The sequence below is a fragment of the Micromonospora sp. HB375 genome, assembly GCF_017872985.1.
Classification (GTDB): Bacteria; Actinomycetota; Actinomycetes; order Mycobacteriales; family Micromonosporaceae; genus Micromonospora; species Micromonospora chalcea.
In genome coordinates this window covers 303,039-322,351 of the sequence record NZ_JAGGJO010000001.1, presented here as the reverse complement: position 1 = coordinate 322,351, position 19,313 = coordinate 303,039, and the positions used below count along the sequence as shown (strand labels likewise).

General features: G+C 72.1%; 22 protein-coding genes and 1 tRNA gene. 10 read left to right on the top strand and 13 right to left on the bottom strand.

Annotation, left to right across the window (positions count from 1 at the left end; translation table 11 throughout):
- Nucleotides 1–4: 4 nt before the first annotated feature.
- Together J3R08_RS01630 and J3R08_RS01625 are read right to left on the bottom strand one after the other, a co-directional pair.
- Nucleotides 5–541: an Hsp20/alpha crystallin family protein gene (locus J3R08_RS01630; RefSeq protein WP_043327210.1), complete on the bottom strand. Its 537-nt coding sequence runs from the start codon at nt 539–541 to the stop codon at nt 5–7.
- A complete protein-coding gene (locus J3R08_RS01625; protein ID WP_030503780.1) occupies nt 538–1,044 on the bottom strand; it encodes a DUF2231 domain-containing protein in 507 nt (168 codons plus the stop codon). Before J3R08_RS01625 ends, J3R08_RS01630 begins: the two co-directional genes overlap by 4 nt.
- 167 nt (nt 1,045–1,211) lie before the next feature.
- Between J3R08_RS01625 and J3R08_RS01620 the strand changes: the two genes are divergently transcribed.
- Nucleotides 1,212–1,832: a pyridoxamine 5'-phosphate oxidase family protein gene (locus J3R08_RS01620; protein WP_030503779.1), complete on the top strand. Its 621-nt coding sequence runs from the start codon at nt 1,212–1,214 to the stop codon at nt 1,830–1,832.
- A gap of 9 nt (nt 1,833–1,841) precedes the next feature.
- On the opposite strand, the gene J3R08_RS01615 is transcribed toward J3R08_RS01620, so the two are convergent.
- Nucleotides 1,842–2,411, bottom strand: a complete 570-nt coding sequence (locus J3R08_RS01615; protein WP_280841766.1) for a DUF3592 domain-containing protein — start codon at nt 2,409–2,411, stop codon at nt 1,842–1,844.
- A gap of 63 nt (nt 2,412–2,474) precedes the next feature.
- On the opposite strand from J3R08_RS01615, the gene J3R08_RS01610 reads away from it, so the two are divergent.
- Entirely contained in the window at nt 2,475–3,299 is an 825-nt protein-coding gene (locus J3R08_RS01610) for a TrmH family RNA methyltransferase (protein WP_209959717.1), read from the top strand.
- A 15-nt stretch (nt 3,300–3,314) separates the two neighbouring features.
- Here the strand turns inward: J3R08_RS01610 and J3R08_RS01605 are convergent, their stop codons facing one another.
- The gene (locus J3R08_RS01605) at nt 3,315–3,677 is read right to left on the bottom strand and encodes a helix-turn-helix domain-containing protein (protein ID WP_043327213.1); all 363 of its coding nucleotides are present in this window, start codon (nt 3,675–3,677) and stop codon (nt 3,315–3,317) included.
- 96 nt (nt 3,678–3,773) lie between these two features.
- Between J3R08_RS01605 and J3R08_RS01600 the strand changes: the two genes are divergently transcribed.
- The 6 genes from J3R08_RS01600 (at nt 3,774) to J3R08_RS01575 (ending at nt 8,792) form a co-directional block, all read left to right on the top strand.
- Complete coding sequence (locus J3R08_RS01600; protein WP_209959716.1) at nt 3,774–4,655, top strand: NAD(P)-dependent oxidoreductase; 882 nt, start codon at nt 3,774–3,776, stop codon at nt 4,653–4,655.
- Nucleotides 4,656–4,757: 102 nt separating this feature from the next.
- Entirely contained in the window at nt 4,758–5,429 is a 672-nt protein-coding gene (locus J3R08_RS01595; RefSeq protein ID WP_209959714.1) for a hypothetical protein, read from the top strand.
- Between the two features lie 341 nt (nt 5,430–5,770).
- Nucleotides 5,771–6,175, top strand: coding sequence for a hypothetical protein (locus tag J3R08_RS01590; protein WP_157539202.1), 405 nt, complete (start codon nt 5,771–5,773; stop codon nt 6,173–6,175).
- 117 nt (nt 6,176–6,292) lie between these two features.
- Complete coding sequence (locus J3R08_RS01585; RefSeq protein ID WP_209959712.1) at nt 6,293–7,408, top strand: acyltransferase; 1,116 nt, start codon at nt 6,293–6,295, stop codon at nt 7,406–7,408.
- A gap of 35 nt (nt 7,409–7,443) precedes the next feature.
- Complete coding sequence (locus J3R08_RS01580) at nt 7,444–8,013, top strand: RNA polymerase sigma factor (protein WP_233514595.1); 570 nt, start codon at nt 7,444–7,446, stop codon at nt 8,011–8,013.
- A complete protein-coding gene (locus tag J3R08_RS01575) occupies nt 8,010–8,792 on the top strand; it encodes a hypothetical protein (protein ID WP_069088066.1) in 783 nt (260 codons plus the stop codon). The genes J3R08_RS01580 and J3R08_RS01575 overlap by 4 nt, the downstream gene beginning before the upstream one ends.
- A gap of 44 nt (nt 8,793–8,836) precedes the next feature.
- Here the strand turns inward: J3R08_RS01575 and J3R08_RS01570 are convergent, their stop codons facing one another.
- A complete protein-coding gene (locus J3R08_RS01570) occupies nt 8,837–9,157 on the bottom strand; it encodes a hypothetical protein (RefSeq protein WP_030503768.1) in 321 nt (106 codons plus the stop codon).
- A 124-nt stretch (nt 9,158–9,281) separates the two neighbouring features.
- Nucleotides 9,282–9,355 (bottom strand) — tRNA-Thr (locus tag J3R08_RS01565).
- A gap of 133 nt (nt 9,356–9,488) precedes the next feature.
- Between J3R08_RS01565 and J3R08_RS01560 the strand changes: the two genes are divergently transcribed.
- Nucleotides 9,489–11,219 (top strand): metallophosphoesterase, encoded by a 1,731-nt coding sequence (locus J3R08_RS01560; RefSeq protein WP_209959710.1) that lies wholly within the window; start codon nt 9,489–9,491, stop codon nt 11,217–11,219.
- Nucleotides 11,220–11,249: 30 nt separating this feature from the next.
- On the opposite strand, the gene J3R08_RS01555 is transcribed toward J3R08_RS01560, so the two are convergent.
- The 6 genes from J3R08_RS01555 to tmk all read right to left on the bottom strand — a co-directional run bounded on the left by J3R08_RS01555 (nt 11,250) and on the right by tmk (nt 17,312).
- Entirely contained in the window at nt 11,250–12,092 is an 843-nt protein-coding gene (locus J3R08_RS01555; protein ID WP_043327224.1) for a regulatory iron-sulfur-containing complex subunit RicT, read from the bottom strand.
- 259 nt (nt 12,093–12,351) lie between these two features.
- On the bottom strand, nt 12,352–13,020 hold the full coding sequence (locus tag J3R08_RS01550) for a hypothetical protein (protein WP_209959708.1): 669 nt from the start codon (nt 13,018–13,020) through the stop codon (nt 12,352–12,354).
- On the bottom strand, nt 13,020–13,325 hold the full coding sequence (locus tag J3R08_RS01545) for a hypothetical protein (RefSeq protein ID WP_030503764.1): 306 nt from the start codon (nt 13,323–13,325) through the stop codon (nt 13,020–13,022). The genes J3R08_RS01550 and J3R08_RS01545 overlap by 1 nt, the downstream gene beginning before the upstream one ends.
- Before the next feature lies 1 nt (nt 13,326).
- Nucleotides 13,327–13,656 carry a YbaB/EbfC family nucleoid-associated protein gene (locus J3R08_RS01540; RefSeq protein ID WP_013473591.1) on the bottom strand — a complete coding sequence of 110 codons (330 nt, stop codon included), beginning with the start codon at nt 13,654–13,656 and terminating at the stop codon, nt 13,327–13,329.
- Between the two features lie 135 nt (nt 13,657–13,791).
- Complete coding sequence (locus J3R08_RS01535; RefSeq protein ID WP_064448456.1) at nt 13,792–15,090, bottom strand: DNA polymerase III subunit delta'; 1,299 nt, start codon at nt 15,088–15,090, stop codon at nt 13,792–13,794.
- Nucleotides 15,087–17,312 carry a dTMP kinase gene (tmk, locus tag J3R08_RS01530; RefSeq protein WP_245254650.1) on the bottom strand — a complete coding sequence of 742 codons (2,226 nt, stop codon included), beginning with the start codon at nt 17,310–17,312 and terminating at the stop codon, nt 15,087–15,089. Before tmk ends, J3R08_RS01535 begins: the two co-directional genes overlap by 4 nt.
- A gap of 148 nt (nt 17,313–17,460) precedes the next feature.
- Between tmk and J3R08_RS01525 the strand changes: the two genes are divergently transcribed.
- A complete protein-coding gene (locus J3R08_RS01525) occupies nt 17,461–18,669 on the top strand; it encodes an amino acid deaminase/aldolase (protein ID WP_064448455.1) in 1,209 nt (402 codons plus the stop codon).
- Nucleotides 18,670–18,733: 64 nt separating this feature from the next.
- Here J3R08_RS01525 and J3R08_RS01520 read toward each other — a convergent pair whose 3' ends face one another.
- Nucleotides 18,734–19,309: a TetR family transcriptional regulator gene (locus J3R08_RS01520; protein WP_073826205.1), complete on the bottom strand. Its 576-nt coding sequence runs from the start codon at nt 19,307–19,309 to the stop codon at nt 18,734–18,736.
- Between the last annotated feature and the right edge of the window lie 4 nt (nt 19,310–19,313).

Genomic DNA, 19,313 nt, shown 5'->3' with positions numbered 1-19,313 from the left:
GCCCCTACGGCCTGTCGATCTCGTCGAGCGCGGTGTCCGGGTGGTGCAGCTCCCGGTCCGCGGCCGGGTCGGCCGGCATCGGCGTACGGTCGACGCCCGCGCGCGGGCCGGTGCGGCCGACGGTGATGGTGCGCGGCGCGGGCCGGGCCGCCCGGGGCAACCGCACCCGGAGCAGGCCGTGGTCCATCACCGCGTCGATCCGGTCCGGGTCCACCCGGGACGGCAGGTCGACGCGGTACTCGAAGCCGCGCGTGGTGAACCCGCCCGGGATGCCGTGGTCGGCGTTGACCTCGGCTTCCGACCGGGCGCGTACGCACAGCTCCCGGTCGTCCAGCTCGACGGCCACCTCCTCCGGCGCCACACCGGGGAGCCGGACGACCACCTCCCAGCCGTCCGCCGTCTCGGCCAGATCCACGTCCTGGCTGCCGGAGCGTCCGCCGACCAGCCGGCTCAGCTCGGAGCGCAGCGACTGGAGCTCGCCCATCGGGTCCCAGCCCTGCTGGCGGCCACGCCAGCCCCGTCCGCTGCCCTGTTCCGTCATCGCGCGTCTCCGATCCGCTGGGTCGCCGAGGGGGGTCGCAGCGAGCTGGGCGCGTTGAGATCGTGCTCCGGGTCGACGCCGACGCCGAGGCGGTCCACCAGTTCACCGCCGAGCCACGCGCTGACGCCGAGGATCGCCAGGGCGACCACCTCGATGGCGACGAGCGCGCCCCCGGCAGCCCGCGAGTCGGCGTTGAGCCGGACCACCCAGACCGCGGCGAACAGCAGGATCACCGCCACGTTGGCGGCGGCGTGGGTGACACCGACCCGCTTGGCGCGGGTGCCGGCCGGCAGGGCGAGCAGGTCGAACGCCCCGGCCGCCGCGGCCAGCAGGCCGCCGATCAGACCGACGGTGATGTTCCAGTACGCGACTTCGGCCAGGAAGCCGGGCCCGCCCACGGTGTCCACCACGTCGAAGATCACGGCGGTCACGAAGAGCGCCACCGGAAACATCACGAGCATCGGGTGCACGGGATGGCCGAGCACCTTGAGCCGGCTCTCCATCTCGGCCTCCATCCGTCACGTCCGGCCGCACGCTGCGAACCGGTCCCTACCCGCCGGCCTCGGGGGCAAACCCGACACTCGACGCGCTCTCCTAGGCTGACCATGGCGGAACGCGGCCCGTCGCGGGCCGGAACCGTCGTGACGATCAACGGACGGGGGAGGAAGACGTGACGACCCGGGAGATCACCAGCGAGGCCGAACTACGCGAGCTGATCGGCACGCCGATGCCGCGCGCTGCCGCCAAGGACCGCCGTACGCTGCACGAACGCGACCGGGAGTGGCTCGCCGCGTCACCGTTCTGCCTGATCGCCACCGCTGGCGCGGACGGCACCTGCGACGTCTCCCCCAAGGGTGACCCGCCCGGCTTCGCGCTGGTGCTCGACGACACCACGATCGCGATTCCGGAGCGGCCCGGCAACCGGCGGGCCGACGGCTACCGCAACATCCTGGCCAACCCGCACGTCGGGTTGATCTTCCTGATTCCCGGCCGCACCGACACGCTGCGGATCAACGGGCGCGCCCGGCTGATCGCCGACGCGCCGTGGTTCGCCGACATGGAGGTCAAGGGCCACCGGCCGGTGCTGGCCGTCGAGGTCGCGATCGAGCAGATCTTCTACCACTGCGCGAAGGCGTTCCTGCGCTCCGAGTTGTGGCAGCCGGAGACCTGGCAGCCGGACGTGCTGCCGACCCGGGCCCGGCTGATCAAAGAGGTGGAGGCCCCGGCGGAGAGCCTGGCCGACCTGGAACGCCACTACGGCCCGGCGTACCTGGAGACCCTGTACCGCTGAGTCCCGTGGTCAGGGCCGGACGTTGCGCTTGCGCTTGCCCCGGCCCACGTACCCGTGACCGCCCGTCGCCGGCTCCACCCGGCGCGGCCGGTCGCGGCGCGTCCGGTTCCGGCCCGGCCGTTCGGCACGCCGACGGCTGATCTGGGACCAGGTCAGCACCACCCCGACGCCCAGGACGGCCAGGCCGACCACGCCGAGGACGCCCTGCACCCGGCCGCGGTGGCCGCTGAGCTGGCCGAAGTCGGTCACGAAGTCACCCGGGTCCGCCGGGTTCACCCAGATCGGCACCTCCGCTCCGGCGGCCCGGCACACCTCGAAGCAGGCCACCTCCTGCGCGTGCGTCCGGCCGTCCACCTCGTAGCTGAAGTACATGGTGCTCGACGAGGGACTCCGGTTGCCGCCGCTCTCCGTCACCTGGTCGACGACGACCGCCCGCGCGGGCGTACCCCGCTCGCGCAGCGTCACCGCCCAGTCGTCCAGCTCCATCTGGGTGTGGAACGGCAACCACAGCAACGCGCCGCCGCCGACCACCAGCAGTACGCATGCGAGGCGGATCAGGAACGACCGACGGTTGATCACCGCGCCATCGTCGCCGGGGCCCGCAACCCCGGGGCCGACCCCCGATGGGGTTGAATCGGCTGCGTGGCGAAGACCTTGACGATCACCACCCGGAACGCGAGCTTCCAGCAGTGGCAGGCGCTGCTGACCAACCGCAACAAGCGCCAGCGTTCCGGGGAGTTCCTGGTTCAGGGGGTACGCCCGATCACCGTCGCCCTGGAGCAGGGCTGGGAGATCCGGGCGCTGCTGTACCCGGACCGGCAACAGTTGTCCCGCTGGTGCCGGGAACTGCTCGACCGCGCCGACGCCCGGCGGGTCGCGCTCGCGCCCGAGCTGATGCGGGAACTCAGCGGCAAGGAGGAGGAGTCCCCCGAACTGCTGGCCGTGGTGGCGCAGCCCGATGATGACCTGGCCCGCGTCCCGGTCGGGCCCGACATGCTCGTGGTGGTCTTCGACCGCCCCAAGACCCCGGGCAACATCGGCACGCTGATCCGGTCCGCCGACGCCTTCGGCGCGTCCGGCGTGGTGGTCACCGGCCACGCCGCCGACCCGTACGACCCGAAGGCGGTACGGGCCAGCACCGGGTCGCTGTTCGCCGTACCGGCCGTACGCGTCCCCAGCCACCACGCCGTCCTCGACTGGGTCGCCGCGGTGCGGAAGGCGGGACCACAGATCCAGATCATCGGTACGGACGAACACGGCGACGTGGACGTAGCGGAGCACGACCTGACCGGGCCCACTCTTCTGCTCGTCGGCAACGAGACGCACGGACTCAGCAAGGGCTGGCAGGAGGCGGCCGACCGGATGGTACGCATCCCGATCGTCGGGGCGGCCAGTTCGCTGAACGCGGCGGCGGCCGGGACGGTGGCGCTGTACGAGGCCGCCCGCCAGCGCGCGAAGCAGCGGTGATGCCTGGGCCCGCCGCTACGAGGCGGCCGTGCCGGTAGCGGTCCTCGACGGCCGCTCACGTCCCCAGGCGGCCAGCGGTTCGAGCGCGTCGTTGAGGCGTACGCCGTCCTCGGTCAGCGAGTACTCGACGCGGGGCGGCACCTCGTCGTAGGAGACCCGGTGCACGACGCCGTCCGCCTCCATCTCGCGCAGGTGGGCGGCCAGCACCTTCTCGGTGATCCCCGGCAGCAGCCGGCGCAACTCGCCGAAGCGGCGGTACGGGTGCTCGTGGAGTGCCCAGAGGATCAGCACCTTCCACTTGCCCCCGATCACCTCCATCGCGGCGTCGATCCCGCAGACATGGCCGTCCGGTGCGCCCGGCCGGTTCAACGTCGTCATGCCCCGCCCTTCCGACCTGCTCGCTCACCTCAGAGTAACCACCTACTCCGAAGTGCGTACTTGATCGCCTGCGGGCCTGCGACCAGCCTGAACGGCATGGCACACGACACTGTGGAGAAGACGCCCGTGACGCTGCTGGGCCTCGGCGCGATGGGCGCCGCGCTGGCCCGCGCCTGGCTCGCCGCCGGCCACCCGCTCACCGTCTGGAACCGCACCCCGGCCCGCGCCGCGGCGATATCCGCCGAGGGAGCGACGGTCGCCGACAGCGCCGCCGAGGCCGTCGCCGCGAACACCCTTGTCGTCGTCTGCCTGCTGGACGACGCCTCGGTCGAGGAGGTGCTGGCCGGCGCCGACCTGGCCGGCAGGGATCTGGTCAACCTGACCACGGGTACGCCCGCCCAGGCCCGCGCCCGGGCCGACTGGGCCCGCGAGCGCGGCGCCCGCTACCTGGACGGCGGAATCATGGCCGTTCCTCCGATGATCGGCGTCCCGGACGCCGGCGGCTACGTCTTCTACAGCGGCTCCCGCGAACTGTTCGAACGGCACCGGGAGACGCTCGCCGTCCCCGCCGGCACCACCTACGTCGGCCGGGACGCGGGCTTCGCCGCCCTGCACGACATCGCCCTGCTCAGCGCCATGTACGGCATGTTCGCCGGGGCAGCGCACGCTTTCGCCCTGATCCGCCGGGAGGACATCGACCCCGCGTCGCTGGCCCCGCTGCTCGCCGACTGGCTCGTCGCGATGGCCCTGACCGTTCACCAGACCGCCGACCAGCTGCGCAGCGGCGACTACACGAAGGGCGTCGTCTCCAATCTCGCCATGCAGGTGGCCGGCACGCCGACGTTCCTGCGCACCGCGGCAGAGCAGGGCGTCAGCCAGGAACTGCTCAGCCCCTACTTCGAGCTGATGCGCCGCCGCCTGGCCGAGGGCAGCGGCGAGGAGGACCTGACGGGCGTCATCGACCTGCTGGCGCACTGACCGCCGCGGACCGAGACAACCCACGTGGACCGCCGATACGCCGATGGTGATCCCGGCTGTTCCCCTGATGAGAATTCCCAGCGACGCAATGACGATCGTCCGATGCGACAGAAGCATCCGCAGCGCGTACCCGATCGCGCCGGCCCGACCGGCGGCGAGGGCAAGGTGCCGGTCGCCCGCTGGCGGCGCGTCCTGGCGGTTCTCGCGCCGGTGATCGCGGCGGTGCTCGGCGCCGCGATGGCCACGCAGTGGGAGGTCGGCGGCGGCCGAGCCGTCACCTCCCTACCCGCTCCGTCGCGATGGATGGCCGAGAACCTGCCGTTGTTCGACGGTGGGGAGCCGGCGTGGATCTGGCGCGGGCCCTTCTTCGTGTCCGTGCTGCTGGCGCTGCCGCTCGTCCGGACGGTCACCGGCCACGCCACCGCGATGCCCCGCCGCCTCACGAGGTACGGGCTCCTCACCGCAGGCATCGCGATCGGCCTGGAATACAGCACCCCCGGGTACGGGTGGTTGTTCGACCTCGTGGCCCTGTTGACGGCGCTGGTGGGCACCGTCTGGTGCGGGCTGCAGGGGCTGCGTCGCGGCGTGCTGTCGCGCCGCGTCGCATGGGCGCTCGTCGCGGCACTGCCGTTGACGCCACCAGCCGGCTTCCTCACGTTCTGGTACCTGCCGCCCGGCCTGACCATGGGCTTGCTGCTGGCCTGGGCCGCTGCCGCCGTCTTGTCCGGCTCCCCCGCACCATCACTTGGAGGTGTACGTGGCTCTGTTCGGTGACGACCTGGACGCCGTCGCCAACCGGCTGGGCGAGGCGGTCGCAACGCGGGATGCGGATTGGATGCGGGCCGCTCACCTCGGGCTCGTGGGTCTGCGTGGGGTTGCTCTGACCGGCCAACTGCGGCGCAACGTAACAGGCGGTTACGACATGGGTCGGGTGCCGTCAGCGCCTGCGGCTTTCTTGGCTGCACGGATGGCTGTAGAGCCATCGGCCGCCCCAACGATCCGCTGACACGTTGTCGCTCCCTCCCCGTAGCCTGCCCGGCAGAGTTCGTACGACGGAGGGTGCGTTGTCTGCTGTCGCGTCACTGACCCTGGTTCCCAGGAGAAGCATCCCCGAGTTGGCCCGCCTCGCCCGCACATCGTCGTCATCACTCGGCTCCTACCTCGCCGAACACGGACGCGAGCCGCGGGAGGAGTACGACTGGTCCGGGTACTGCATGCTGCACGTCTTGAGCTATCTGGAGGAGCGCGACGTCGACCTGGAGCAGTCGGAGTTCGATGCCGAGTCGGCGGCCATCAACAAGGTGCACGACCTGACCGTGCTCATCACTCCCGCACACAAGCGGTTCCTGGATCAGCTCGACCCCGCCGGGCACCGCGAGGAGGAGTTGGCCGCCCACTTCGAGGAAATGGGACTGGACTTCGAGGAGAGCGGCACGGCCGGTTTGGATGGGCTGAGGCTGTTGCGCGACAGCATCTCCGAACTCCGCGACGACCAAGTGTTGCTGCTGCACATCGGCTGAGGCCAGAGGCGCCAGATCCGGTCGAACCACCCGTGACGGTGATCACCTGTAGCACTTGACGCGGTGCTGCACATGTCTGTCCTGGATGCAGTCGTGTATCCAGGACAGGAGCAGAGTATGACGACCGCGGTGCTCGACCGCGCGCCGACGCCGCCGCCCGTCAGCAGCCCTCCCGGGCGGGCGCCCCGGTTGTACGTGCTGGACGGGTTGCGGCTGATCTGTGCTCTTGCGGTGGCCGGATACCACTTCGGCGACTCATGGAGGTTGGACGGCGTGCGCCCGCCGGCATACTTCCTGCCGGACGCGGCACCGGTGCTGATCTATGGCTTCCTCGGAGTCGAGACGTTCTTTCTGATCAGCGGATTTGTGATCCTCATGAGCGGCTGGGGGCGTACCGTTCGCGAGTTCGCTGCCTCCCGCGTCGCGCGACTCTATCCGGCGTTCTGGGTGTGCGTGCTGACCACGACAGCCGTATCGGCAGTGCTGCCGATCAGCGGCGGGCTGCCTTTCCCACCTCTGCCGGACGGGTGGGGCGTGCTGGTCAACCTGACCATGTTGGCGGAGCCCCTCAACACGCCGCTTGTCGACACCGTGTACTGGACCCTCTGGATCGAGCTCCGGTTCTATCTGATCGCGGCGTGCATTCTTGCGGCCAAGCCGACCGAGCGGGGAGTAAAAATATTCGGCGCGGTGTGGCTAGCAGTCGCCGTGGTCATGCCCGTCTTCCGGGGCGCCGCCCTGGACGAGGTCGTGATGTCCGACTTCGCGCCGTACTTCATCGCCGGAATCACCCTGTTCCTGCTTCGCCGCAACCGATCCGATCCATGGCTGTGGGTGCTGCTACTCGCCACGTGGCTGGTCAGCCTGCAGCGCGTGTACGGGCGGACCCTGGAGTTGAAGCCCGGCTTCGAGGTGCCCGTCTGGCCGGCACCGGTACTGCTCACCGGGGTGTACCTTCTGATGCTCGTCATCGCGCTCGGCTACACCGACCGGGTGAGAATGCGCTGGCTGGCCATTGCGGGTGCCATCAGCTACCCCTTCTACCTCTTGCACCCGCGCATTGGATACAGCGTGATCCGCAACGTGTACGAGGAAACCAACCTTCCCGCGTCGATACTGATCGGCGGCACCGTGCTTGGGCTGCTGGCGGCAGCCTGGCTTGTCCATCGCTTCGTCGAGCGCCCACTCGCACCCTTGATCCGCGGCTTCGTATTGGACCGGCGACGACTATGAGCACCAGACGCCACGCGCCGAACACGAGGAAGGGTGTGGATCCGACGACCGCGGAGGCCGATTCCGCCTTCCGCGAGCTGTTCGAGGCCGCGTATGACGATTTGCTGCTCTTCGTCGAACGCCGTGCACACCTCGCCGTTGCCGAAGACGTGGTCGCCGAGACGTTCTTGATAGCGTGGCGCCGCTTGGACGAAGTACCGAAGTCACTCGGCGAGGCCCGCGCCTGGCTGTTCACCGTCGCCCGCAACGTTCTGCACAATCGGCAGCGCAGCGACCAGCGGCAGCAGAGCCTCGCGCTTCGCGTCCTCCAGGAATCCGATGCTCCGAGCAGCGCCGAGGCCGACCTCGCGGCTACCCGCGTCGACCTGGTGAAGGCTTGGCAGCGCCTGTCATCGGCCGATCAGGAAGTGCTGACGCTGACCGCGATCGAAGACCTCACCGGGCCGCAGGCAGCACACGTACTGGGCATTTCCCGGCCCGCGTTCAGTTTGCGCCTGCTGCGCGCCCGTCGCCGCCTGCGTCAGCATCTTGGTCAGCGGCCGATCAGCGAACCCACAAACGTCCCTGCACCGGCCGGCCCTTCACGACGCGGAGGCTCCGCATGACCCACGACGACGTCCTCGCCCGGACAATCCGCTCTGCCGCCGTCCCGGTGCCCGCACGCGTCGCGCAGGAACCCGCGCGAGAATTGCTCGAGCGGATCGTCGCCACTGATCGGCGACCGCGCCCGGCACCAGCGCGCACACCGCACCGTCGGCCTCGCCTGGCGATCGCCGGCGCGGCCGGAGCGCTCGCCGCCGCTGTCGCCTTCACCCTGACATTTCTCAACGCTGGTCCCGCGTTTGCGTCGTGGACGCCCGAGCCGAGTCCGATCTCGGATACCGAGGCACGCGACATCGCCGGCAAATGCCTGCCTGCCCAGGACGCGAGCGTCGCAAGGGTGGTCATCGGTGAAAAACGCGGCGAGTACGCATACGTGAACGCCGTGTCGCCGGCTGGAAGCCAGACATGCTTCCGCGATCGCAACGGGGACGTGACGAATACCAGCATCCTGACCGTGCTGACCAGCACCGAGCGGCTCGGCGCCGGGGGTGTCGAGCTGTACTCGTGGGGTCAGCTACGCACCGACGAAGGCTACGTCCGGATCATGGCGGGACACGTCGGCTCACAGGTGACGAGTGTGGAGATCAACTTGCGGACCGAGGATGGCGATTCGTCACGGACGGCGCGGGCAACCGTTCGCGACGGTTACTTCGGCGCCTGGTACCCCGAAGGCCTCGATGAGTCGAGCAGCAACACCACCACACTGACCGTCCGCCTCGCAGACGGCAGCGCGGTGATCCTGTCCGCCCGCGAACTGTACGAACAACCGAAGCTGGACTGAGGGTGGCTCGGCAGGCCCCGCCCGCCCACGTGCTGGCCGGTTTGCTACCGATCAGTGACGGGCTCATCACGCCACCGGAAGCGCGCCTCGTCCCCTTCGATGACCAAGATGAACCATGGCACCTCGCGCCCGGTCGGGTCAGTCATCGTCACGGCCGGATAGATGGCCTCGTGCGCCTGGCGCAATGCCTCAACATCCCCGGAGTTCACGGCCTCGATCCATGCCGCGAAAATCGGTCGCAGTGGTCGGAAAGCAGGCTCTGGCCGAAAGCGGCCGCGGATCCAGGGGAAGTCGAGCTCCCGCTCATCGACCTCACCGACCAACTCGCTGCGGTGGTGCACCCGCCAGACCCTGCCCACCTTCATTCCGGCAGCGTAGGCCGCGCTGCCGCCAACCACTCCTCTTCCGGAAGCCCATCTCCGTCGAAGGGCGCTGTTGTCCGCCCCGGAAACGGCGAATCCCAGGCCGATGACCTGGGATTCTGTACCGAGCCGCCTGACGGAATCGAACCGTCGACCTACGCATTACGAGTGCGTCGCTCTAGCCGACTGAGCTAAGGCGGCAACGATCGTAAAGTGTACGGCACTCCCCGGCCGAAGCCGAACCGGATCCCCCCGCCTCAGAACCCGGACACCGAGCCACGTCCGCCCCGTCACGGGAGAGACTTCGCGCCGCGTCCCGACTACCCTGCGGCGGGTGACCGACGAACCGCCGCGACCACCGGCCCCCGAGGCGCATCCCGGCGAGCGCGCCACCCGCCGCCCCCGCAAGATCGACCCGCAGGAGTTGGGCTTCACCCCGCGCCGGCCGGTGCCCTGGCTCGCGCCGCTGCTGCTGATCAGCACCGGCCTGCGTACGCTGCTGGCGATGCTGTTCGGGGCGTACCTGGACAAGCGCGAGCTGCAGAACGCGTTCGGCGACGGCACGTTCCGGCAGGTCGGGCCGGACGGCGGGCTCTGGCTCGACTACGTGGCCGACCTGGGTGACGGCTTCGACGCCACGTACTCGGTGGCGTACCTGCTCGCCCAGCCGGAGCTGACGGTGGACGGGCACCGGCTTCCGCGGGCGCAGACGCTGGTGATGGGTGGTGACCAGGTCTACCCGGCGGCGGGCTACGAGGCGTACGAGGACCGCTGCAAGGGCCCGTACCAGTCCGCGCTGCCGGTTGCTCCGCCGGAGCAGCCGACGCTGTTCGCGGTGCCGGGCAACCACGACTGGTACGACGGGCTGACGGCGTTCCTGCGGCTGTTCGTGCGTACCCGGGACCGGCACTTCGGCGGCTGGGGCACCGGCCAGTCCCGCTCGTACTTCGCGGTCGAGCTGCCGGCCGGCTGGTGGCTGCTCGGCCTCGACGACCAGTCCGGGTCGTACCTGGACGACCCGCAGCTCACCTACTTCGACGAGGTGGCCCGCAAGCTCACCCCGGAATCCAAGGTGATCCTGGCGGTGCCGGCGCCGACGTGGGTCAAGGCCGTGGACCACCCCAACGCGTACGACTCGATCGACTACTTCATCCGTACCCTCGTCGCGCCGACCGGCGCGCAGGTGCGGGTGCTGGTCTCCGGCGACCTGCACCACTACGCCCGCTACGCCGGGGCGGACCGGCAGCTCGTCACGTGCGGAGGTGGCGGCGCCTACCTCTACCCCACGCACCGGCTGCCGGAGAAGCTGGAGGTCCCGCCGCGTGACACGCTGACCCGGCGGGCCAGCAACACCCAGGAGTACGACCTGGCCGCGCGCTACCCGGACAAGGCCCGCTCCCGCCGGTACGGCTGGGGCATCTTCGCCCGGCTGCCGTTCCGCAACCCGGGCTTCACCACGCTGCTCGGCACCCTGCACACGCTGCTGATGCTGGCCATGGCCGGCGTGGCGGTGCAGCGGGTGGGCACCACCGAGCAGCGGCTGTTCAGCGTGCCGCTGGCGATCATGCTGGTGGTGGCGATGATGGGCGCTGTGTTCTTCGCCAAGCCGCCCACGGCGGGCGGGAAGCGGCACGCCCGCCACTGGATCCTCGGGGTGGCGCACGGACTGGCCCAGATAGCTCTCGCCGCCGGCGGCACGTGGGTCTGGTTGCAGCTGCCGTTCTACGACTGGCCGTGGCCGCTGCCGGCGGTCGCCGCAGCGGTGCTCTACGGGCCGGTGAGCGGTCTGGTCGCCAGCCAGCTCGTCGCGCTGTACCTGCTGGTGGCCGGCGCGTTCGGGGTCAACCTGAACGAGTTGTTCGCCGCCCAGGGCATCGAGGACTCGAAGGCGTTCCTGCGGTTCCGGATCGACCCGGACGGCACGTTGACGATCTACCCGATCGCCGTGGACAAGGTGTCCCACGACTGGCAGCTCAACCCCGACCAGTCCCCCACCGCCTCCTGGCTGACCCCGAAGACCCCGCTGACCCCCCGCCTGGCCGAACCCCCCATCGTCATCCGCTGACCCCTGATCGCCGCCGAAGGGGCGGGAGGGTCAGGGCTGGGGGTAGTGCTGGTCGTGGGCCTGTCTGGGGCCGCAGACCGACGCGCGGGAGCACATCGAGCGGGAGCCGTCGGCGTCCAGGCGGACCGTCACCGCGTCGCGCGGGACGCTGTGGCCGACCACCTTGCCCTCACCCTGCGGCGTGGACACCCGGCTGCCGACCGCGGGGGCCGTCTCCTGGAACTTCTGGTACAGCGGGTGCTCGTACTTCAGGCAGCACATCAGCCGCCCGCACGCGCCGGAGATGCGCAGCGGGTTGAGCGGCAGGTCCTGGTCCTTCGCCATCCGGATGGTCACCGGCTCGAAGTCGGTCAGGAACGTGGCGCAGCACAGGTCACGCCCGCAGGAGCCGATGCCGCCCTGCACCCGTGCCGAGTCGCGGGCGGACAGCTGCCGCAGCTCGACCCGGCAGTGCAGGGTGGCGCCCAGGTCCCGGACCAGGGAACGGAAGTCGACCCGGTGCGGCGCGGTGAAGTAGATGGTGGTGCGGTCGCTGCCGTTCTCCGGCGTGGCCAGGACGTGGTCGACGGCTACCACCTTCATCGGCAGGCCGTGTTCGCGGATCAGCCGCTTGGCGGCCACCTTCGCCTCGGCCTTGCGCCGGCGCAGCATCTCGTCGCGGCGCAGATCGTCGTCCTCGGCGAGCCCGGCGAGTTTCGGGAATCCGTCGGTGTCCTCGGTGACCCACTGGGCCGCCCAGACGCACTCGGCCACCTCGGGTCCCTCGTCGGTGGGCACCAGCACCCGGTCGCCCACCTGCGGGCGCAGCTCGCCCGGGTCGAGGTAGTAGAGGCGCCCGTACCGGTTGAAACTGACCGCGCAGAGCATGCCCATGCGCCCCACCCTACGCGGATCAGCGCCCGCCGTACGGCGGCCGGTCGCCGTACGGTCACCGACAGCGGCGATCGGCTCCGTCGACCCGGCCGAATCGCCCCTTCGCCTCGCCCGGACGGCTGAAACCTCGCCCGCCGCCGGGACAAGCGTCTGCCGACAGCGTTGAGTGAAGACATACCTGCGGGGGGTGCAGGGGAAGTCCACGGCGTCGCCGCCGTTGCCCGGCCACGGCCGGTCCGGCGCGCGGCGCCGTGGACCGTCAGTAGCCGATTCGGGTGGTGCCGCCGTAGTGCGGCGCGACCGCCGGCCGATCCCGCCAGACCGTCTCCGCGAGGCTCGGCCCCCACTGACGCAGCAGCGTCTCGGCGCCGTCGTAGGCGACTCCGAGCACGCCCAGGATCCGGGTGGCGATCTCGGCCGCGGCCGACGCCCCGGCCGGTCCGGCGTGGACGCCGGGCCGGGTCGCCGCGTGCACGGCGACCGCTTCGGACGAACCCAGCACCTCGGCCAGCGCGCGGGCCAGCGCGACCCGGCTGCCCTCCACCCAGCCGGCCAGCGCGTCCGCGTAACTCGCCGTCGACTCCAGCCGCCCGACCAGGCTCTCCGGCCCCTCGTCCAGGTGCCGGAACAGTGTTGCGCGCGCCTCGTCGTACGCCGACGCGGCGGCGCCGGACCAGGCGACCTGGTCGCCGAGCAGGGCGCAGGTGTCGTCGTACCCCCGGACGAGCCGGCGCACGGCGTGGCCGGCGTCGGTCAGCGGCGCGGGGTGCAGGTCGAGGAACTCGCGCACGGCCGCGCCGGGGAGCACCTGCATGCGGCGCAGCAGCGGCCAGAGGCGGTGGCCCTCGGGTGCGCCGGCGGCGAGCAGCGTGTCGACGCGGGCGAGCAGGTCGAGCCCCGGCTCCGCGAGACGGTCGAGCGCGTCCATCAGGCCTCCCGGGCCAGCCGCCGGGCCACGCCGTCGTCGGCGGCGGCATAGCGGTCGGCGGCGCTGCGCAGCGCCGCCGCGGCGGCGGCCAGCCGGACGGCGGCAGCCTGTGCCTCGCGCGCTCGGTCGGCGGTGGCGGCGGTCCACTGCCGGTGCAGCGCGCGGCCCACCTCACCGGGCCGGCCGGCGGCGTGCGCGCCGAACGCGGGGTGCGGCGGGTCGGTGGCGGTGACCGTGCGGGCCAGCGTGGCGAGGGTCGCGCCGGCCTCGTCGAGGCGGGCGGCCAGGGCGCGCAGCGTCTCCATGTCAGGCTCCCGCCAGCGGCCGGTAGGCCGCGAACGTCTCGTTGTGCAGCTTCTCCCGCGCCCACTGCGCCGCGTCGGCGGCGGCGGTGACCGCCGCCTGCACCGACCCGGCCACGTCACGTGGGCTGCGGTGGTGCAGCGGCCCGAGGAAACGCACGTCGGTGATGCGCCCACCGGCTGTCACCACCACCTCGACAAGGCCGTCGGGCGAGCGGACGGTGACCTCGACAGTGGCCACCGCCTGGTCGAACTCGGCCTGCAGGTTCTCGATGCGGCGGTAGCGCCGCACCGCCTCCTCGATCCAGGCCTCGTCGATCTCGCCCCGCGGCATCGGCGGACTCCTCCCGGCCGGTCGGCCCCAACATCACTGAGCGTGCCGCCTCGATCACGGCGGCATCACCGGGGACCGTACCGCACGCCAATCGCGCGTGTCGATGCCCTGTGGACAGCGTGGAGCGGGCGTGGGTCAGCCGCGCCAGAGGGCGAGCATCATCGCCTCCACCGCGATCCGCGGCTTGACGTTCGCCTCGATCGCCGCCCGGCACTCCAGCACCGCCTCCAATCGGCGCAGCGAGCCCTCGGCGTCCCACTTCTGCGCGCCCGCGCCGGCCAGCGCCGCGGTGTCGGTGTGCACCGGGGCGACCGGCGCCCGCAACGCCATGGTGAGCGCATCGCGGTAGAACCCGGCCAGGTCGACCAGCGCCCGGTCGAGCGCGTCCCGCTGGGCACGGGTGGCCCGCGACTTCTGCCGCTTCTCCAGATCCTTGAGCTGGCCGGCCGCGCCGCGCATGGCGCCGGCCGCGCCCCGGCCGGTGCCGCCCGCACCGAGCGCGGTCTGCAACGCCGTACGCTCCGCCTCGTCGATCTCGACGACCGAGGCGGCGGCCTCCGCCTCGGCGGCCTCGATCAGCGCCGAGGCGGCGTCGAACGCCGCGCCCACGCCGGTCAGCCGGCGCGGCACGGCCAGCACCGCGTCGCGCCGCTGCCGGGCCTCCGGGTCGCGGGCCAGCCGCCGGGCCCGGCCCACGTGCCCCTGCGCGGCCGCCGCGGCCCACTCGGCCACGTCCGGCGCGATGCCGTCCCGGCGGACCAGCACCTCGGCCACCGCGGCCGGCGGCGGCTGGCGCAGCGGTACGACGCGGCAGCGCGACCGGATGGTCACGGAGATGTCGTCGGGGTGGGTGGACGGGGCGCAGAGCAGGAAGACGGTACGCGGCGGCGGCTCCTCGATCGCCTTGAGCAGCGCGTTGCCGGCGGCCTCGGTGAGCCGGTCGGCGTCCTCGATGATCACTACCTGCCACCGGCCGCCGGACGGCGTGCTCGCCGCCCTGAGCACCAGCGCGCGCATCTCGCCGACACCGATGGAGAGCCCGTCCGGGACGACGAGGCGCACGTCGGCGTGCGTGCCGGTGAGCGTGGTGTGGCAGCCGGGGCAGCTGCCGCATCCGGTGCCGTGCACGCACTGCAGGGCGGCGGCGAACGCGCGGGCGGCCACCGACCGGCCGGATCCGGGCGGCCCGGTGAAGATCCAGGCGTGGGTCATCCCGGCGCCGGGATCGGCTTCAGCGGCGGGTGCCGGAGGCGGGTCGGCGTCGGTGCCGTCGAGCTCCTCGGCGAGCGCGTCGAGGTCGTCGTACCCGCCCGCCGGCGCGCCGGCCGCGACGGGCACGGCGGCGCGCAGCAGCGCGGCGGCCGAGGCGGCGGCCCGCCGCAGCGTGTCCACCGCCTCGTCCTGCCCGACCAGATCGCCGAAGACGTCGGTCATCTTCGGGGTTGCTCCATCGTCACCAGCTCCGCGTCGGATAACTCGGGCTGGACCGAGGTGTCCGGGCCCTGCGCCGGACGCGGGTGCACGATCCCGCCCGGGTCGGCGAGGAGCTCACCCACCCGGCGGGCCACCGCGTCGGCGATCTCGTCCACCGGCCGGGACGCGTCGAGCACGAGGTAACGCTTCGGGTCACCGGCGGCCAGGTCGAGGAAGGCGTACCGGACGCGCTCGTGGAACGTCAGCGACTCGGCCTCCAGCCGGTCGGCCCCCTCGTTGCGCGTCTCCACCCGGCTCAGGCCGGTACGCGGCTCGACGTCGAGCAGCACCACCAGATCGGGCTTGAGCCCGCCGGTGGCCCAGGACGAGAGCCAGGAGACCTCGTCCACCGGCAGTGTCCGGCCGGCGCCCTGGTAGGCCAGTGACGAGTCGACGTACCGGTCACTGATCACCACCGCGCCGCGCACGAGCGCCGGGCGGACGACGGTCGCGACGTGGTGCGCCCGGTCGGCGGCGTAGAGCAGCGCCTCGGCGCGCGGCGACGGCGCCTCGGCCGTGCCGGTGTCAAGCACCAGCGAGCGGATCCGCTCACCGACCGGTGTGGCGCCCGGCTCGCGGGTGACCACCACGTCCCGCCCCTGCGCGCGCAGGCGCTCGGCGAGCACGGCGAGCTGGGTGGACTTGCCGGCGCCCTCGCCGCCCTCGAAGACCACGAAGAGACCGCTGGAGACGAACGGCTCGGCCGGCATCAGCGGGCGGCCCCGGATCGAGCCCCACAGGTCGGCGAGGACCGGCACGCCCTTCTTGTCGTCCATCTGGCCGAACGCGCTGATGCCGGCGATGATGCCGGCCGCGCCGGCGGCGAGCAGCAGCAGGCGGGTCGAGGAGATGGAGATGCCCAGGTCGGCGATGGTGAGCTGGCGGGAGCCGCCGACGCCGACCAGGAGGCTGCTGAGCGCGATGGCGAGGATCAGCACCAGCCGGGTGCCGATCTGCACCACCGCGAAGACGCGCCCGCGTACCTCGTCGGCGACCTCGCCGCCGAGCAGCGTGGTGCCGGCCAGGAACGCCATGCCGGCGCCCGCGCCGACCAGGATCGCGCCGAGGATGGCCATCGACAGGTGGATGGCGAACGCGAGCACCAGCACCGAGGCGCTGGCGAGCACGATGCTCATGCCGAACCAGCGGCGGCGGGACATGTCCCGCACGATCATCGGACCGAGGCCGATGCCGAGCGCCAGGCCGACGAAGATCGCGCCGAAGAGCAGCGAGAACGCGGCGTCACCGGCGCCGAGCGAGTTGGCGAAGAACTTGGCCGTGCCGACCACGATGCCGCCGCCGGCGAACGCGCCGAAGATGCCCAGCACCAGGCCGCGGACGAGCGGGGTCTGGCCGATGTACTTCCAGCCCTCGGAGAACTGCCGGAACATGCTCTGCTCGGAGCGCTCGGCCTCGCCGCGCTGGGCGTGGCTGATCTCCTTGATCCCGAACGCCACCACGAGCGCGGTGGCCAGCCGGGAGAACGCGTTGAACCAGAGCGCGAGCTGGGCCGGCTCGGCCCAGTTCGGCAGGTCGCCGCCGACCGCGCCGCGGACGCCGCGGTCCAGCACGGCCAGCGCGATGGCCGCGGCCACCGGCGTGAGGCCGTACGTGGTGATCAGCGTGAGCTGGTTCGCCGCTTCCAGCCGGGTACGCGGGATGAGGTTGGGAACCGCCGCTTCCTTGGCCGGGATCCACATCAGCGTGATCGACTCGATCAGGAACGTGGCGATCAGCGCCCAGCCGACCACCAGCCCGCCGGCGGCGCCGGTCAGCGCGTAGAGCGGGATCGAGGCGAACAGCACGAAGCGCAGCAGGTCGCAGATGACCATCGTCCACCGGCGGTCGAACCGGTCGGCGAACACGCCCGCCACCGGGCCGAGCACCAGCGCCGGGAGCAGCCGGATCGCTGTCACACCGCCGAACGCGGCGCCCTGGGCGGTGCTGCCGGAGACCTGGGAGGCGGCGAACAGCGCGGTGGCGAGCAGACCGAGCCAGTCGCCGAAGGAGGCGGCGCTGAGTACGATCCACAGCCTGCGGAACGGCCGGATGCGCAGCACCGAGCGGATGGCGGCGACGCCGGAGTGGTCGGCGGCTGTCCCGGGCGACGACACGCCGGGCGACTCGCCGTTGTTCTGGCTTTCGATGGCCGTACCTCCACGTGCCGGCCCAGGTCTGGGCATCCCCGGTGGAACACTCTAGTCGCGTGGGAGGAGTGGTCCTGCGCGACATTCACCTGCTCGCTGAGCCTAGGCCGCCGGGACCACCGCCCGCAGCCCGGACAGACGCGAGGGTATTTCGCATTCTCGCCCAGACAGTTAGCGTGCAGACGTGGCCATCGACCGTGACAAACTTCGCGAGCGTCTCGACCGGGCGACCGCTCACCTCGACCCGCCGTACGCGGTGGTCGACCTCTCCGCGTTCGACGCCAACGCCGGCGCGCTGACCGGACGGGCCGACGGCAAGCCGCTGCGCGTGGCGAGCAAGTCGGTACGGGTCCGCGAGCTGCTCACCCGCGTGCTCGGCCGCCCCGGCTGGCAGGGCGTGATGGCCTTCACCCTGCCCGAGGCGGTCTGGCTCGCCCGCTCCGGCGTCAGCGACGACGTGCTGGTGGCGTACCCGACGGCGCACCGGGCCGGCCTCGCCGAACTGGCCGCCGACCCGGCGCTCGCCGACGCGGTGACGCTGATGGTCGACGACCCCGCCCAGCTCGACCTGATCGACCAGGTCTGCCCGCCCGCGCGCCGCCCCGCGCTGCGGGTCTGCCTCGACCTGGACGCCTCCTGGCGGCCGCTGCGGGGCCGGGTGCACGTCGGCGTGCGCCGCTCCCCGGTGCACAGCGCCACGGCGGCCGGCGCGCTCGCCGCCGCCGTCGCCGCCCGGCGGGGCTTCCGGCTGGTCGGCCTGATGTCGTACGAGGCGCAGATCGCCGGTCTGGGCGACGCGCCACCCGGGCAGGCGGTGCTCGGCTCGGCGATCCGGGTCGCGCAGCGCGGGTCGTACCGGGAACTGCTGGCCCGCCGCTCGGACGCGGTCGCCGCGGTACGCGAACACGCCGACCTGGAGTTCGTCAACGGCGGCGGCACCGGCAGCGTGGCCGCCACCAGCGCCGACCCCGCGGTCACCGAGGTCACCGCGGGCTCCGGCCTGTACGGGCCGACGCTGTTCGACGCGTACCGTGCCTGGCGGCCGACCCCGGCGGCGTTCTTCGCCTGCGCGGTGGTCCGCCGCCCGGCGCCCGGGCTGGCGACGGTGCTCGGCGGCGGCTGGATCGCCTCCGGCCAGGCGGCGAGCAGCCGGCTGCCCCGGCCCTGGCTGCCGGACGGCCTGAAGCTGCTCGGCGCGGAGGGCGCCGGTGAGGTGCAGACGCCGCTCGCCGGGGACGCCGCGGATGACCTGCGGGTCGGTGACCGGGTGTGGTTCCGCCACGCCAAGGCCGGCGAGATGTGCGAGCACGTCAACGAGGTGCACCTGGTCGACGGGGACGCGGTGGTCGCGACGGTGCCCACCTACCGGGGCGAGGGCCACGCCTTCCTCTGACCCGCCGCCGGCGTGACGACGGCGGGCCCCGGCGCACCCGGGAACCCGCCGCTCGGCGTGCCGCTCAGCCCTGGGACACGGCCTCGGCCGGGGCGTTGACCTGCCGGTGCAGGTACTCCCGGATGAGGGCCTTCGCCTCGACCAGCACCCGCTCGTCGCCGTCGGTGCGGCGGCGGAAGGCCAGCTTGATCAGGGCGTCGGCCGCCTCGACCGCGACCTCCAGGTGGAACCGCAGGTCGGGCACCCCGGCCAGGCCGAAACGCTCGGTGAGTACGCGGGCGAGCTGCTCCGCGATGACCCCGTTGTTGTCCCGCTGGTCGTCCAGCAGGTGCAGGTCGACCACGTCGCCGAAGTGCAGGGTACGGAAACCGGGGACGGTGCGGTGCATCGAGATGTACTCGTCGATCGCCGCGTCGACGCCGTCCCACCAGTGCGTCAGATCGTCCGACGCGAACCGCTCGTCGAGCCGCTGGAGGTAGGACTCCATGGTCCGCAGCGTCAGCGCCTGCACGATGGCCCGTTTGTCCGGAAAGAACTGGTACACCGACCCGATCGCCACCTCGGCGCGCTCGGCGAGCAGGGTCGTGGTCAGCCCTTCGTACCCCACCTCGTCGACGAGCTCGGCGCAGGCGTCCAGCATCCGC